Here is a 14,696-nt window from a genome sequence, read left to right on the forward strand (position 1 = left end):
CTCAGCTCTCCATGTCGAGGGCGAGGGCATAGGCCACGCGCTCTGTCTCTGTCAGTTTCAGCGCCAGCGCCTGCTCGTAAAGCTCGGCAAACTCGGGGATGGCGCGCAGTTCATCGGCCTTGGCGCGGTGCCAGTCGCAGGCCTTGCGGTGCCATTCGGCCAGCACCGGATCGGCAAGCAGGCGGTCCATCTCGGCGCGCAGGCGCGGCAGGTTGCGCTGGATCGTCAGGTCGCGGTGGACGGACCAGTCCATGCGGATCCAGTAGTTCAGCCCGATGCTGCGGTCGACATGCAGGGCGCGACCGCGCTGGCGCTTGACCAGAAAGCTGTCGGCGGAGCGCAGCGCATAGTGGTTCAGCTGCACCATGTCGTAGCCGATGGTCTTCTTGGAGTTCCGCCAGCCGTTCTTCGCCGCCTCGCGGGTCATGTCGCGGCCCGAGCCGTTGACCCATTTCACGCGGCTTTCAAAGGCCTCTGACAGCTTGTTCGGGCGGTGGCAGGACAGCTTGCCATAGGCGCCGATGTTGCGGAACAGCGTCTTGAACCCCCATGCGGTGTGCGGCTTGGGGCAGAAGCTGGGGGCGCAGGTGTCGAATTGCGCGATCACCGGGCGGTCCTCGAAAGCGGTCACGCCGTTATGGCCGAACAGACGCCATGTCATCGCGATGTTCGTGGCCTCTGGCACGGCGGCGAAGACATCCGCCAGCGTGCCGTTGCCGCAGCGGATGTTGACGAATTCGTCGACGTCGATGTGGGCGATCCAGTCGGCGTCGCGGATCACCGGTTCCGACAGCGCCCGGTTCAGCGCGTGGGTCTGCGGAGACTTGCCCGTCCAGTCGTCGTTGTTGCGGTGTTGCAGCACCCCAAGCGCCTGAAGCCGGTCGAGGATCTGCGCCGTGCCGTCCTCGCAGCCGTTGGTGTAGACGAGGAAGCCGTCGAACCCCACGGCACGGTGATAGGCCACCCATTCGAGGATATAGGGGCCTTCGTTCTTCATGCAGGCGAGGATGACATTGCCGCTGCTGCCCTTGGGCAGCGCGCGCGGCGGCGCGGGGGTGTAGGGCGCGGCGCGGTCGTCCTCGTTCACCGCGCCAAGCCGGTTGTGGGGCGCGAAGCGCGAGCCTTGCAGCCGGGCAAAGTTCTGCTTGGCCAGCGGCGGCATCAGGCGCCGCGCCTCGGGGGACAGCAGCGGGTCGATGTCGGTCGCGGGTGGCGGGGCGGCAGCCGCTTCGCCGGGATCGTCTTGCGCCCTGTGCGGCGAGGCCGTGGGCGCAGGCGCATGGCCTGCAAGCGGGACCTGTTCCAGCAGCGCCTTGGCGTAGGTCCCCGAGGCTTTTGGAGCCTCTGCCATCGCGTCCCCGGTGGGAGCGACAGCTGTGTCCGCGTGGCCAGTTTCGCTGTTGGGGATGCTGCGGGTCTGCGCGGGCCGAGAGGGTGTCAGAGTGTCGGTCGTAGCCCTGCCCGGATCGGCGCCCCCGGTCTGGGCCAGCTGGGCAAGGTCGCGGGCACGCTCCGACATGTGCTCCTTGGTGGCCTGCCGGATGCGCCAGTGGAAGGCGGCAAGGTACTGGGTGGCGCGAAAGCCCTTGGTCGGGTCGGCCTCCTGCCAGTGGTTCGGCCCTTGGGGCGGGCGCCATCTGTGCCGGATCGAGGCCGGGGTGGCGCGCGCAAAGCGCAGCGATGTCCCCGGCGAAACGGTTTGAGAGAGCGAAGAGGCTGCCCGGGTCGATCGGATCGCCGGGCACCTTCATCTCGGCCAGCAGCTTGCGCCAAAGCTGGCGGGGCAGCACGCTGTCGCGCTTGGCCAGCAGGCGCAGGGCGGCCTCGTTGAACAACCGGCAGCGGGTCTGCCAGGCGGCAGAGGGCGCGGCGGGCGGCGCCTCCGGCTCTGCCTTGCCGATGGGCGCGGGCAGGTCGAAGGCGCGGCGCAGCGTCTCTGTCCCGGCCGCGCCGTAGAGCTCATCCTCGTCGATGCCATGCAGGGCGAAGGCGCCGAAGACGCTCTGCCACGCCCGTTGCAGGCCCATCAGGTCGATCCAGAAGACGGCGCCCTGAACCTCGGGGAACAGCCCGGCCTGCGGGTCCGGGGCGGGGCGGGTGGCCAGCGCGGCGGCGCGATGATCCGGTTGCGCCAGCGCCTGAAGGTCCAGCGTCAGGGGCGTCGCGCGCCCCTCCAGCAACTGTGCATGATAGCAGCGCAGCAGCATGCGCGCCGGGTCCTGCACATGGGCGACGACCCGGATGTCGCGCGACAGCGGCCACAGCAGGGCGCGCAGCCGCTCCAGTTCAGAGGGCGCGGTCAGCGCGCTGCCAAGCTGGTGGGCGCAGAGGATCAGGTGGTCGGGACGGTCGCGCGCCACCTCTGCGGCCAGATCGCGGGCGAGCTCGTCGTACAGCCGGGCCTGTTTCGCAGGGTCGATGAAGCCCCGGTTGAAGCGCAGGCTGTCCACGGCCCCGGGGGCCGAACAGGCCATGAAAAGCCGCGTGTGGTTGCGGGCACCGGGCGCGCGGGCAAACAGCACACCCTTGGCAGCCAGCTGGTCGCGTTTCGCTGCGAGGATGCGGGATATCCGGTCGCCCGAGGCCGCGTCCGGCCCGATGTGCAGCGAAATCCGCATCAGGCGATGCCCCCGGGGTTGCGGTTCGCCTGACCCCACCACGGCACGGGACGCCCGATATGGGCGGCCAGCCGGTCGGCGGCATCGGGCGCGCGCACGTCCAGGCGCAGGAAATGCGGGTCGCGGGCGAAGACCTCGTCGAGCATGGCGTAATGGCCTTCGATCCAGCGCATGCGCTGATCGTCGGTGTCGCCATAGCCGCAGGGCAGGCCGGGCACCGCGCCCCGGGGCAGCCGTTCGCTGCCAAGGTTGGTCCAGCGCCGCATGCTGTCCGAGATATCGGCGGGCGGGCGCCAGGTCGCGACATACAGCATCCCGGGCCGGGCCTGCCGCATCGCCCGTAGCATGGCGTAATCGCACTGCGGCCAGAGCGACAGCGTACCCTTCAGCACGCTTACCTCTGTCAGCGCGTCATACAGGTCGTCGAGCAGGGCAAAGGGATCACCCCCGGCAAAATAGGCGTCGTAAAGCTGCTTGCCGATGAAGGTGCCGCCAAGGCCCACGACGCGCGTATGAATGCGCCGCACCTTGTGGTCGGCGGCGACCCATCCCGCCCGGTCGAGCGCCAGCGCCAGCGTCGTGGTGCCGGACTTCGGCAGCCCGAGGTTGACCAGCTTGACCCCGCTCATGCGACATACCCGAGGGACTGCATCAACGCCCATTCCTCGGGCGGATAGGGCGGCAGGGCCTTCAGATGCGCGGCCATCCGCGCGTATTCGGGCTGCGCCCGCAGCGCCTCGGCCCGGGCCATGTGCGCCCTGCAGCAGGCGTCATGCAGGGCGGCGATCCCGGGGTCGGCCTTGAGGTGGTCCAGCGCCTTCGTCAGCGCAGGGAGACAGCGCAGGATCGAACGGTCCTCGAAGGCGGGGTCGTTGCGGGCGCGCCAGTAGGTATCGTCGAAGGCGCGGTGCTCGCGGTTCACGTCGCCCCGGTCGTTCTTGACGAGATAGCTGTCGAGCGAGCGCAGGGCATAGTGGTTCAGCGTCGCGTGCACGCGCGCGCGCGAGGCCGGAAAGCGCCGCATCCGCCGCGGATTGGCGGCGCTCAGGAACTTCGGCGGCACACCGCGGCCAGAGCCGTCCGTCCAGGCCGGATGCCGCTGCGCGGGCAGCCCCTCGCGAAAGAACGGGCGATGCGCGCCGTAGTACTTCAGCGGGAAATCGCGGCGCACCAGTGTCTTGACCTCGATGGCCGTGTCCGAACACCACAGGTCCGGATTGTGCGAGCGGGTGAACTGCCCGATCACCGGGCTGTCCTCGAAGCGGTCGACGCCCGCGTTGGCGAAGAACTGGAAGGTGACAGAGATCGCATGCGGGTTGCCACAGGCGGCGATCAGCGCCGGGATCGTGTGGTCGCCCACATGGATGTTCAGGAACTCGTCGACGTCGGCAATCCAGACCCAGTCCGCATCCCGGACGACCGGCTGATGGGCGGCATCCTTCAACGCCTCCATCTGGTAGTTGCGCCCCTTGGCGGGGTTGGGCAGGTGCACCACGCCCCCGCGCGCGGCCAGCGCATCCAGCAAAGTATCGGTGCCGTCGGTGCAATCGTTGGAATAGAATAGGAAGTCGGTCACGCCCAGAAGGCGGTTGAAGGCGATCCACTCCAGCAGGAAGGGGCCTTCGTTCTTGACACAGGTCACGGCGGTGATCCGCATGGCGGCGCGCCCCGCTGGGATGGAAGGCATCGCTGCTCGAGCCTTGCTGCTTCGTCGCCCCGTCCGGGCGTATTGCGCGGAATCATGGCGCAGGCCCGCTGCGCCGTCAATATGACCGCGCCGATTGTCGGCATATCTGCGACCTTGGCGCTATTGCCCCGACCGGGCGCGCTTGCTTTACAAGGGCAGGACAAGAGGGGGAGCCATGACCATACCCGCCACCATCGACGCGGTTCAGGAGAAACTGGCCGAAACCGGCTACGTCTGCGGGAGGGCGCTGGCGACGGTGGTCTTCCTGTCGCTGAAACTGGGCCGCCCGCTGTTCCTCGAAGGCGAGGCCGGCGTCGGCAAGACCGAGATCGCCAAGGCGCTGGCGCTCTGCCTCGACCGGCGGCTGATCCGGCTGCAATGCTACGAGGGGCTGGATGCCTCAAGCGCGGTCTACGAGTGGAACTTCCCGGCGCAGATGATCGCCATCCGCACCGCCGAGGCGGGCGGCGGCGCCGACCGGGGTGCCCTGCAGGAGGAACTGTTCTCGCGCGACTTCCTGATCGAGCGGCCGCTGCTGCAGGCCATGCGCCCGGACGAGCGCGGCGCCCCGATCCTGCTGATCGACGAGCTCGACCGCAGCGACGAACCCTTCGAGGCCTTCCTGCTCGAGGCGCTCTCGGACTTCCAGGTCACGATCCCCGAAATCGGGACGATCAAGGCGCCCGAACCGCCGATCGTGATCCTGACCTCGAACCGCACGCGCGAAGTGCATGACGCGCTGAAGCGGCGCTGCCTCTACCACTGGGTCGACTACCCCGATTTCGACCGCGAGGTGGAAATCCTGCACGCCCGCGAACCGGCGGTCTCCGAGACCCTGTCGAAGCAGATCATCGCCTTCGTACAGGGCCTGCGGACCGAAGATATCTTCAAGAAGCCCGGTGTCGCGGAAACCATCGACTGGGCGAAATGCCTGCTGGCGCTGGATGTGGTGGACCTCTCGCCGCAGGTCATCAGCGACACCCTTGGCGCGATCCTGAAGTACCAGGACGACATCGCCAAGATCAGCGGCGGAGAGGCCGGGCGGATCCTCGACGAGGCCAAGGCCCGGGTCGAGGCGGCCTAGGCGATGCGCGGCGCCTGCGGCACAGGGGAAGGGGGGCTCTGCCCCCATCGCCTGCGGCGATTCCCCCGCGGTATTTTTACCAAGAAGAAACCAGGGGGCGCGAGTGGCCTGTGCTTCTTCTTGGTCCAAGTACCCTCGGGGGGCTCCACAGGAGCGGGGGGCAGAGCCCCCCTCCAACGCGGGCCGGGGGCGATGCGTCATGGCTGAATACGTCCCGCTGGAAATGCCGGACAATCCCCGGCTGGCGCAGAACATCATCCATTTCGCCCGGGCGCTGAGGCGGGCCGGGCTGCCGGTCGGGCCGGGGCGGGTGATCGAGGCGGTGCGCGCGGTCGAGGCGGCGGGGTTCACCGACCGGATGGATTTCTACTGGACGCTGCACGCCTGTTTCGTCAACCGGCCCGAGCATCGGGTGGTTTTCGCGCAGGTCTTTCGGCTGTACTGGCGCGATCCGCGGTTTCTCGAGCATATGATGAGCCTGATGCTGCCCGCCATCCGGGGCGTGCAGGAGGAAAAGCGCGCGGCGGCGGCAGAGAAGCGGGCGGCGCAGGCGCTGCTGGGCGACCAGATGCCCGATCTGCCGCAGCCCGAGGACAGCGAGGGCGGCACGCAGATCGAGATCGACGCCTCGATGACCATGTCCGCCGAGGAAAAGCTGCGCTCGCTCGACTTCGAGCAGATGTCGACAGAGGAGATCGCGCAGGCCAAGCGGATGCTGGCGCGGCTGACGCTGCCGGTGAAGCCGATCCTCTCGCGGCGTCGCATGGCGGCCTCTCTGGGCCAGCGGCTGGACCGGCAGAAGACCCTGCGCGCCGCCATGCGGCAGGGCGGCGAGATCCGCGCCCTTGCCCGAGCGAAGCAGCGTACCGCGCTGGCCCAATCTGGTGGTGCTCTGCGATATCTCGGGTTCCATGAGCCAGTACAGCCGCATGGTCCTGCATTTCCTGCATGCGGTCGCCAACGAAAAGGGCGCGGGCTGGGCCAAGGTCCATGCCTTCACCTTCGGTACCCGGCTGACCAATATCTCGCGCCACCTGGCCACCCGCGACGTGGATGCGGCGCTGAAGGCCGCCGGGGCCGAGGCGCAGGACTGGGAGGGCGGCACCCGCATCGGCCAGTGCCTGCACGCCTTCAACCGCGACTGGTCGCGCCGCGTCACCGGGCAGGGCGCGGTTGTCCTGCTGATCACCGACGGGCTGGATCGGGACGATGCCAATGCGCTGGAGAAAGAGATGGAGCGGCTGCATCTTTCCGCCCGGCGGCTGATCTGGCTGAACCCGCTGCTGCGCTGGGATGGATTCGCGCCCAAGGCCACCGGCATCCGCGCCATGCTGCCCCATGTGGACAGCTTTCGCGCCGGGCATTCCATCGCCTCGCTGGAGGATCTGGCGCAGGCGATCTCCCGTCCGGACGACGCCGGGGAAAAGGCCCGGCTGACGGCCTTGTTGTGACGTGTCGGGCCTTCGGGTCCGGCCAAGGGCAACCCGCCACGGCGTGGCCTGGCGCGGCGCGCCGGGCCGTCGGCCAGAACCGGGGCGCCGCGCCGCGTGTTGGGCGTTTTCGCACGGGTCCGCGAAACGGCGCTGAACTTTTGTACGCCTCGTGGCGTTTGCCGCTCAAGCCCAGTTTACCGGGCAAATGGGAGACGACATGAAAACCAATATCGCAACCAAACTGTCGGCCAGCGTTCTGGCCCTGACGATCGGAACGGGCGCCGCCGCGCAGGAGAATGCCACTGGAGCAGTTCGTGCAGGCCTGCGAGCAAGGCGCCGAACTGCCCGGGACGCTGACCTGTGAACTGGTCGGTCAGGCGCAGAGCAACCCACAGTTGATGGGGCAGGTGATGTCTGCCGCGAACAGCCAGGCGCCTGTCGAAGCGCAGGAGGCCCCTGCCGGGGAGCCCGCGGAACCGGCGGAGGCTGCCGAGCCTGCGGCCCCGGCAGAACCGGCACGAGGCCGGTGAGCCGGTCGATACCGCCGAACCCGCTGATGCGGCACCGGAAGAGCCCGTCGATACGGCGGAGCCTGCCGAGGAGGCACCGGAAGAGCCTGTCGATACGGCAGAGCCTGCCGCAGAAGCGCCCGAGGAGCCTGTCGATACGGCGGAGCCTGCCGAGGATGCGCCCGAGGAGCCGGTCGATACGGCAGAGCCTGCCGAGGAAGCACCTGAGGAGCCTGTCGAGACGGCAGAGCCTGCCGAGGAAGCACCCGAGGAGCCTGTCGATACGGCGGAGCCTGCGGAGGACGCGCCCGAGGAGCCTGTCGATACGGCAGAGCCTGCGGAGGACGCGCCCGAAGAGCCTGTCGTTACGGCGGAACCTGCGGAGGAAGCACCCGAGGAGCCTGTCGAGACGGCGGAGCCCACTGATGCGGCATCGGAAGAGCCGGTAGAGACGGCTGACCCTGCCGCAGACGCGTCCGAGGCAGAGGTGGATACCGCCGAACCCGCGCAGGATGGCCTTGCCGAAGAGCCGGTAGAGACCGCCGAGGAACCGGTGGCCGAACCCGACCCGCAGGCCCAGGCCGATGCGATTGCCGAGCAGGATGCGGCCCCTGCCGCCGCCGCGGCTGCGGATGGCGATGCCGAGGCCGAGCGGGTCGAGGAGACCGTCGAGGCCGACGAGGTGCGCCGGTCGGACGAGGACTTCGAGACCTCCGTGGACGCAGCTCCCGCCGCGCCTGCCGCCCGTGAGGACGACGATGACGATGACGAGATGGACGACGCAGAGCGCCTGCGCCGCACGCTGGGCACTGCCGCTGCCGTGGGCACTGGGGGCCGTCGTGCTGAACGAGATCCTCGAAAGCAATGACAACGTGGTCAGCAACTCGGGCGACCGCGTCGTGGTCGAGCGGGACGGACGCTATCGCGTGTTGCGCAACGATGACGTGCTGCTGCGTCGTCCGGGAGCCAATGTCGAGACCTACCGCTACAATGACGGGTCCACCCGCGCCGTCGTCACCTACGAGGACGGCAGCACTGTGGAAACCGTGCGCGCCGCCGACGGTCGCGTCCTGCGCCGTGTGCGCACGCTTCAGGACGGCAGCGAGGTTCTGCTTTTCGACGATACGCAAGAGGTGCAACAGGTCGTGGTGAACGATCTGCCGCAGGTGGATCGCGACAACCGCGTCACCTATCGTCAAAGCGACAGCGACGCGCTGGCCCGGGCGCTGGCCGCACAGGAGACGCAGCCGGTCGACCGGACCTTCTCGCTCAACCAGGTGCGCAACATCGATCAGGTGCGCTACCTCGTGCCCGAGATCTCGGTGGACTCGGTGAACTTCCAGACCGGTTCCGCGGCGATCCGCCCGGAAGAGGCGGAAGAGCTGTCGGCTCTGGGGAATGCCCTGCGGGACGCGATCCGGAAGAACCCCTCCGAGGTCTTCCTGATCGAGGGTCACACCGATGCGGTCGGCGGCTATGCCTACAACCTCGCCCTGTCCGACCGGCGCGCGGAATCGGTGGCGCTGGCGCTGACCGAGTACTTCCAGGTGCCGCCGGAAAACATGGTGCTTCAGGGTTATGGCGAAGGCGACCTGCTGGTGAACACGCAGGCGGCCGAGCAGGCCAACCGCCGCGTCGCGGTGCGCCGCATCACGACGCTGCTGCAAAGCAATTCCGCAAGCCGCGACTAAGGCCCTGCGAAGGGTCGGTCCCCCGGTGGGGCCGGACCCTCGGGGTCTGAAAATGCAGACGGGCGCCAAGGTGGCGCCCGTTTCTTGTTCAGGCCGGGGCGAAGGCAGGTCCCCGCGCGGCCCGTTCAGCCGGTTGCAGGCGGGGCCTGGCGGTTCCGACACCCGGACCGGTGCCGCTCAGGCGGGCCGGACAGCCGGCGTCAGACCATCATTTCCTTCGTTGCGGAAAGCGTCACGTCCGGGTAGTCGCGTTCGATCCGGTCGATGTCCCATTGCAGGCGCGTCAGGTAGACCACGTCTCCGTCGTGGTCGTAGCTGATGTGCTGCTTGTTGGCCTGGGTGAACTTCTCGACCGCGTCCCTTGGGCCGTGCACCCAGCGGGCCGAGGTGAACTGCGAGGCGTCGAAACGCACCGGAAGACCGTATTCCAACTCTATCCGGCTGCCCAGAACCTCGAATTGCAGCGCCCCCACGACGCCGACGATATAGCCCGAACCGATCATTGGCTTGAAGACCTTGGCGGCGCCTTCCTCGGCGAATTGCATCAGCGCCTTTTCAAGGTGCTTGGCCTTCATCGGATCGCCCGCGCGGACCGATTGCAGCAGTTCCGGCGCGAAGGAGGGGATGCCCGACACCTTCAGCATCTCGCCTTCGGTCAGCGTGTCGCCGATGCGCAGCTGGCCGTGGTTGGGGATGCCGATGATGTCACCGGCCCAGGCCTCTTCCGCCAGCTCGCGGTCGGCGGCGAGGAAGAGCACCGGGTTCGAGATCGCCATGGGCTTCTTGGTGCGCACATGGGTCAGCTTCATGCCGCGTTCGAAATGCCCCGAGGCGAGGCGGACAAAGGCCACGCGGTCGCGGTGCTTGGGGTCCATATTGGCCTGCACCTTGAAGACGAAGCCCGCGACCTTCTTTTCCTCGGGCGCGATCTCGCGCGGCGAGGCTTTCTGAACCTGCGGCTCGGGGCCATAGGTGCCGATGCCGTTCATCAGTTCCTGCACGCCGAAGGAATTGACGGCAGAGCCGAACCAGATCGGGGTCATGTGCCCTTCGAGGACCGATTGCGGATCGAGCGCGGGCATCAGCTCGCGCGCCATCTCGACCTCTTCGCGCAGCTTCTCGAGCAAGGCGGGCGGGATGTGATCGGCCATGCGCGGATCGTCCAGCCCTTCGAGGCTGATCGATTCCGCCACCTTGTTGCGGTCGGCGCGATCCATCAGTTCGAGGCGGTCGTTGAGGATGTCGTAGCAGCCGAGGAAATCCCGGCCCATGCCGATCGGCCAGGAGGCGGGCGTCACGTCGATGGCGAGGTTTTCCTGGATCTCGTCGATGATCTCGAAGGTGTCGCGGGCCTCGCGGTCCATCTTGTTGCAGAAAGTCAGGATCGGCAGGTCGCGCAACCGGCAGACCTCGAAGAGCTTCTGGGTCTGGCTTTCCACACCCTTGGCGCCGTCGATCACCATGACCGCCGCATCCACCGCCGTCAGCGTGCGATAGGTATCCTCGGAGAAATCCGAGTGGCCGGGCGTGTCGACGAGGTTGAACCGGTAGGTCTTGAAATCGAAGGACATGGCCGAGGCGCTGACCGAGATGCCGCGGTCCTTTTCCATCTGCATGAAGTCCGAGCGCGTGCGCCGCGCCTCGCCCTTGGCACGCACCTGTCCGGCCATCTGGATGGCGCCGCCATAGAGAAGGAACTTTTCCGTCAGCGTCGTCTTGCCCGCATCCGGGTGCGAGATGATCGCGAAGGTCCGGCGCCGGGCTATCTCGGCGGGCAGGGCGGGGCGGTTGGTGTCCATGGCGGCTCCTCAGGCTTGCGCGACCGGGGCGCTTTTCCAGCGCGTGGGTTACAGCGATTTCGGGGGAGGCACAATCCGTGCGCAGAGAATGCACTTCTGCTGCGAAGGCGGTCTGCGCGGCAGGCGGTGCTTTAAGGTATTTGGGCCAAGAAGAAGCCTGAAGGTTCTTCCTGCGGAGAGCGACAGCAGAAGGCGGTCGCGTGGCTGGAGGATCGGGCAGGGACCGGGGCGGCGCGGCAGATGGCCCGGGACGGTCGGGTCGGCGGCCTGTCAAGACCGCTGCACCGCCGGACCCTTGGGCGACCGGCGCTTGACGGCGGGCTGGCGGGGGAATGGCGGCCCGGGGGCTTGTCCGGGCCGGGTGCCGTCAGACCGCGGTTTCGCGGGCGGTGATCTCGTAGGTGAAGCCCTCGGGGTCCAGTTCGTCGCGGCGTTTGCCGCCCACCTCGGCCTGCGGGTACATCAGGAAGGGCAGCAGCGGGCCGTCGGAGCCGGGCAGGGCCACGTCATGGGCGGTGCCGAAGGGGATCCAGTTGCCCTCGGCGGCGCCAAAGAGCGCGGCGCGCACGTCCTGCACGCGGGGGTCGTCCAGCGTCAGGCCGCCGTCCTCTTGCAGGACCACCTTGCGCACATCCGCCGGGTCGGCGGGAATCCAGCCCTCGCCCTCGACGAAGACCTCGGCCCGGCAATGCTGGGCACCGGTGACATTGGTCGAGCCGGCGCCGAGGCTGGAATAGCCGAAGGCCGAGGGCGCCACGCGCAACCCGTAGAGGTCGCGGGCGGGCAGGCCGGCGGCGCGGGCGAGGCCCACGAAGAGCGCGTTGAGGTCGGCGCATTTGCCGCTCAGGTCGCCCATGTGCAGCATCGAGGCGATGTCGCCCAGCCCGCAGCCGCGGGTCTGGGGGTTGCGCTCGGTCTGTTCGACCACCCAGTTGTAGAGGATCCGCGCACGGTCGAGATCGGTCATGGCGCCCTCGATGGCGGCCAGGGCCGTTTCGCGCACGATGCCGTCGGTCGGCAGCAGTTCCGTCGGCGCGGTGAAGCGGGCGCGGTCCTCGGCGCTGAGCGGGGAGCGTCCCTGACCGGGGAAGCGGTCGCGGGTGGTGACGGTCGAGGTCACGGTGAGCTGGGCCGGGGTGTCGGCGGCTTCCCAGGTGGCGTGGAACAGCGCAAAACCTTCCTCGGGCCGGTCGACGCGGGTGAGCGTGGCCCCCGGCGCGGTGGCCGTGCTTTCGCCGGGCAGCGACCAGAGCGGATCGGTATGGGCGGGCAGCGGCACCCAGGCCTGCGCGGGGGCACCGTTGCGGGGCAGGGTCACGCGCGTCGTGACCTCGAACCGGCGCCAGGCCGCGCTGTCGGGCGCGTAGGCGGCGCGCAGGACGGTCGGGGCGGCGATCAGGGCGGCGGCCCCGGTCAGGAGGGTGCGGCGGGTGAGCATGGCTGGGGTCCGGTCGATGCGTGGATGTCAGAGGGGTGTGGTAGGCCATGGCACCCCGTGGCGCAAGGCTGCGCTTTCCGGGAACCCGGGGCCGGCGGTCCCGGTTTTCCCGGCAAAGGAGAGGCTGTCATGGCGAAAGCACGGGACCACGGCCCCAGTATCAAGCGTGACAAACGATACGGCGAACTGCGCGACAAGGGTATGTCGAAGGAGAAGGCGGCCCGGATCGCCAATGCCAAGGCAAACGCCAACATGCACCCCTTCCGGAAGGGCGGGAAGGCATCGCCCTACGAGGAGTGGACCAAGGATGACCTCTACACGCGCGCGCGGGAGATCGGCATCGAGGGACGCTCTGCCATGACCAAGGCGGCATTGATCGAAGCCCTGCGGGACCATTGAGGGCACCTCGGACGGCATGGCGGTCAAGGACACGGCGCTGATCGCCGGACTGGGGCCCGGCAGGCCGTTGTGCTCCTGTCAGCCGCCCGAGGATTTCTTCAGCAGTGCGGCGGCATCCGGGCGGGCGAGCAGGGCTTCCTGCACTTCCAGGCTGTGATGGTCCGAGCGGCGGTGCCCGGACAGGAGATCGGCCAGGCGGTGCTCGACCTCTTCGGGCAGGGCGGCGCGGGTCCGGGTGTCCATCAGCAGCGATTCCGCGGCGATGCCCTCGGCGTAGATGATCTGATGCGCGTCGAAGAGCATCTGGAAGTAATCGACGAAACCGCCCGAGACCCGCGTGACGCTGTCGCCGTTCACCAGGTGGCGGGCGCGCACCATGACCTCTGCGCGACCGGCGCCAAGGTGGTCGCGGCGCTGGTAGATGAACAGGCGGTGATCGGGGCTGACCACGAGATCGCCGGTGTTGTTCAGCGTGCCCGACCGGATGCGGACCGGCGCGAAGGCCCCGAGGGCGCGGGCGGTGTGATGGCCGATCCAGCGGATCGGCTGCGGGCCGTCGTCGCGGGTCAGGACAGGGTCGCCGATGCGCAGACTTTCAACCGGCCGCTGGGCGCCGGTGGCCATGGTGATCATCGTCCCGGCGGTGAAGGACACGCAGGCCACCTGCGCGAACCGTTGCAGCGCCGTATCGGTGCTGAGGCCGACCAGCACGTAGTCGCGCTTGTGCGACAGCGGCACCAGCGGCATGACATAGACCTGCGCGACATCGCCCGCGTCGGTCACTTCGACGAGGACAAGGCCTTCGGTCGTGCTGCCGTCGCCGGACATGAAGGTCAGGCAGCTGTCGAGGTGGAGCGTGGCGCCGGGGCGGCCCTCTTCGCTGTCCGCGGCGACCCGGAAGGCAGAGCCGGGGGCGGGGGTCACCCGCAGCGGACGTTCCGCAGCGAGGGCGGTCAGGCGATAGACGTCGTCGGGGACGACTTCCCCGGCAATGCCAAGGGCATCGCCGAGATTCGCGCCATCGACCACGCGGAACCCCTCGGCGCGGTAGACATGCAGTGTCTGGCTGGTGCGGCGGCTCTCGCTCATGACAATTCCCGGCAGCGTGTGCCTGTAAGGTAGCCCCCATTGTATGCGAAGGGAATGTGTCATCATATGGCCCCCGACCCGGCGTTTTGCCGGCTTTCGGACAATGGCACGACAGGAGGATGAGCATGGACCTTGGAATTCGCGGGAAACGGGCGCTGGTGAGCGCGTCGAGCAAGGGTCTTGGCCGGGGCTGCGCCGAGGCGCTGGCCGAGGCGGGCTGCGATCTGGTGATGAACGCGCGCGGCGCCGAGGCGCTGGAAGAGACGGCGCAGGCGATCCGCGCCCGCTTTCAGGTCTCGGTGACGACGGTGGCGGCGGACATCGTGTCCGAGCAGGGCCGCGCCGAGGTCCTGGAGGCGGCGGGCGCTATCGACATCCTGGTGACCAATGCGGGCGGACCGCCGCCGGGGCTGTGGTCGGACTGGGAACGCGAGGATTTCATCAAGGCGCTGGATGCCAACATGCTGACGCCCATCGCGCTGATGAAGGCGCTGATGCCGGGCATGATCGAGCGGGGCTGGGGCCGGGTGGTCAATATCACCTCGCAATCGGTGAAGGCGCCGATCCCGGTGCTGGGGCTGTCGAACTCGGCGCGGGCGGGGCTGACCGGCTATGTGGCGGGCACGGCGCGGCAGGTGGCCCAGCACGGGGTGATCGTGAACAACCTGCTGCCGGGCATCCATGCCACCGACCGGGCGCAGTCGCTGGACGGCGGCGTGTCGCAGCAGGAGGGCATCTCGATGGAGGAGGCCCGGGCCCGGCGCGAGGCGACGATCCCGGCACGGCGCTACGGCACGCGCGAGGAGTTCGGGCAGACCTGCGCCTTCCTGTGTTCGCAGCATGCGGGCTTCATCGTGGGCCAGAACCTGCTGGCCGACGGCGGGGCGACCAACATGACCTTGTGAGGGAGAAATTCCATGGATGGAATTTTCAAAGTCCTTCCAAGGAC

The 14,696-nt window shown here is 68.5% G+C and carries 12 protein-coding genes and 2 pseudogenes; 8 read left to right on the forward strand and 6 right to left on the reverse strand.

From position 1 onward, the window contains the following. Position 1 precedes the first annotated feature (1 nt). Positions 2–1,228: pseudogene (locus tag ABFB10_RS17780) on the reverse strand (glycosyltransferase family 2 protein); the annotation flags it as partial. A 748-nt stretch (positions 1,229–1,976) separates the two neighbouring features. Here ABFB10_RS17780 and ABFB10_RS17785 point away from each other — a divergent pair. Continuing rightward, positions 1,977–2,651, forward strand: coding sequence for a hypothetical protein (locus ABFB10_RS17785; RefSeq protein ID WP_347167512.1), 675 nt, complete (start codon positions 1,977–1,979; stop codon positions 2,649–2,651). Here the strand turns inward: ABFB10_RS17785 and ABFB10_RS17790 are convergent. Both ABFB10_RS17790 and ABFB10_RS17795 read right to left on the reverse strand, forming a co-directional pair. Further along, positions 2,618–3,247, reverse strand: coding sequence for a hypothetical protein (locus ABFB10_RS17790; RefSeq protein ID WP_347167513.1), 630 nt, complete (start codon positions 3,245–3,247; stop codon positions 2,618–2,620). The two genes, ABFB10_RS17785 and ABFB10_RS17790, sit on opposite strands and share 34 nt — an antisense overlap. After that, positions 3,244–4,275: a glycosyltransferase family 2 protein gene (locus ABFB10_RS17795; protein WP_347168057.1), complete on the reverse strand. Its 1,032-nt coding sequence runs from the start codon at positions 4,273–4,275 to the stop codon at positions 3,244–3,246. Before ABFB10_RS17795 ends, ABFB10_RS17790 begins: the two co-directional genes overlap by 4 nt. Before the next feature lie 205 nt (positions 4,276–4,480). Between ABFB10_RS17795 and ABFB10_RS17800 the strand changes: the two genes are divergently transcribed. The 5 genes and pseudogenes from ABFB10_RS17800 (at position 4,481) to ABFB10_RS17820 (ending at position 9,022) form a co-directional block, all read left to right on the forward strand. Beyond that, the gene (locus ABFB10_RS17800; protein WP_347167514.1) at positions 4,481–5,389 is read left to right on the forward strand and encodes an AAA family ATPase; all 909 of its coding nucleotides are present in this window, start codon (positions 4,481–4,483) and stop codon (positions 5,387–5,389) included. Between the two features lie 199 nt (positions 5,390–5,588). Next, positions 5,589–6,840: pseudogene (locus tag ABFB10_RS17805) on the forward strand (vWA domain-containing protein). Between the two features lie 199 nt (positions 6,841–7,039). After that, positions 7,040–7,186, forward strand: a complete 147-nt coding sequence (locus ABFB10_RS17810; RefSeq protein ID WP_347167515.1) for a hypothetical protein — start codon at positions 7,040–7,042, stop codon at positions 7,184–7,186. A 632-nt stretch (positions 7,187–7,818) separates the two neighbouring features. Continuing rightward, entirely contained in the window at positions 7,819–8,199 is a 381-nt protein-coding gene (locus tag ABFB10_RS17815; protein ID WP_347167516.1) for a hypothetical protein, read from the forward strand. Continuing rightward, the gene (locus ABFB10_RS17820; RefSeq protein ID WP_347167517.1) at positions 8,171–9,022 is read left to right on the forward strand and encodes an OmpA family protein; all 852 of its coding nucleotides are present in this window, start codon (positions 8,171–8,173) and stop codon (positions 9,020–9,022) included. Before ABFB10_RS17815 ends, ABFB10_RS17820 begins: the two co-directional genes overlap by 29 nt. A gap of 200 nt (positions 9,023–9,222) precedes the next feature. On the opposite strand, the gene ABFB10_RS17825 is transcribed toward ABFB10_RS17820, so the two are convergent. Further along, entirely contained in the window at positions 9,223–10,821 is a 1,599-nt protein-coding gene (locus ABFB10_RS17825; RefSeq protein ID WP_347167518.1) for a peptide chain release factor 3, read from the reverse strand. 367 nt (positions 10,822–11,188) lie between these two features. Next, positions 11,189–12,259, reverse strand: a complete 1,071-nt coding sequence (locus ABFB10_RS17830) for a transglutaminase-like domain-containing protein (RefSeq protein WP_347167519.1) — start codon at positions 12,257–12,259, stop codon at positions 11,189–11,191. 129 nt (positions 12,260–12,388) lie between these two features. Here ABFB10_RS17830 and ABFB10_RS17835 point away from each other — a divergent pair, with 129 nt between their 5' ends. Then, the gene (locus tag ABFB10_RS17835) at positions 12,389–12,658 is read left to right on the forward strand and encodes a DUF7218 family protein (protein ID WP_347167520.1); all 270 of its coding nucleotides are present in this window, start codon (positions 12,389–12,391) and stop codon (positions 12,656–12,658) included. A gap of 78 nt (positions 12,659–12,736) precedes the next feature. Here ABFB10_RS17835 and ABFB10_RS17840 read toward each other — a convergent pair whose 3' ends face one another. Next, positions 12,737–13,747, reverse strand: a complete 1,011-nt coding sequence (locus tag ABFB10_RS17840) for a Hint domain-containing protein (protein ID WP_347167521.1) — start codon at positions 13,745–13,747, stop codon at positions 12,737–12,739. A 125-nt stretch (positions 13,748–13,872) separates the two neighbouring features. On the opposite strand from ABFB10_RS17840, the gene ABFB10_RS17845 reads away from it, so the two are divergent. Further along, the gene (locus ABFB10_RS17845) at positions 13,873–14,652 is read left to right on the forward strand and encodes an SDR family oxidoreductase (protein WP_347167522.1); all 780 of its coding nucleotides are present in this window, start codon (positions 13,873–13,875) and stop codon (positions 14,650–14,652) included. Positions 14,653–14,696 lie beyond the last annotated feature (44 nt).

It is taken from the genome of Ponticoccus litoralis (assembly GCF_039769985.1).
In the GTDB taxonomy this organism is placed as follows: domain Bacteria; phylum Pseudomonadota; class Alphaproteobacteria; order Rhodobacterales; family Rhodobacteraceae; genus Ponticoccus; species Ponticoccus litoralis.

Bases quoted from the DNA above. Each gene is read 5' to 3' on its own strand.
- ABFB10_RS17785 (WP_347167512.1), top strand. From the start codon at position 1,977: ATGCAGGGCGAAGGCGCCGAAGACGCTCTGCCACGCCCGTTGCAGGCC.
- ABFB10_RS17790 (WP_347167513.1), bottom strand. From the start codon at position 3,247: ATGAGCGGGGTCAAGCTGGTCAACCTCGGGCTGCCGAAGTCCGGCACC.
- ABFB10_RS17795 (WP_347168057.1), bottom strand. From the start codon at position 4,275: ATGCGGATCACCGCCGTGACCTGTGTCAAGAACGAAGGCCCCTTCCTG.
- ABFB10_RS17800 (WP_347167514.1), top strand. From the start codon at position 4,481: ATGACCATACCCGCCACCATCGACGCGGTTCAGGAGAAACTGGCCGAA.
- ABFB10_RS17810 (WP_347167515.1), top strand. From the start codon at position 7,040: ATGAAAACCAATATCGCAACCAAACTGTCGGCCAGCGTTCTGGCCCTG.
- ABFB10_RS17825 (WP_347167518.1), bottom strand. From the start codon at position 10,821: ATGGACACCAACCGCCCCGCCCTGCCCGCCGAGATAGCCCGGCGCCGG.
- ABFB10_RS17830 (WP_347167519.1), bottom strand. From the start codon at position 12,259: ATGCTCACCCGCCGCACCCTCCTGACCGGGGCCGCCGCCCTGATCGCC.
- ABFB10_RS17835 (WP_347167520.1), top strand. From the start codon at position 12,389: ATGGCGAAAGCACGGGACCACGGCCCCAGTATCAAGCGTGACAAACGA.
- ABFB10_RS17840 (WP_347167521.1), bottom strand. From the start codon at position 13,747: ATGAGCGAGAGCCGCCGCACCAGCCAGACACTGCATGTCTACCGCGCC.
- ABFB10_RS17845 (WP_347167522.1), top strand. From the start codon at position 13,873: ATGGACCTTGGAATTCGCGGGAAACGGGCGCTGGTGAGCGCGTCGAGC.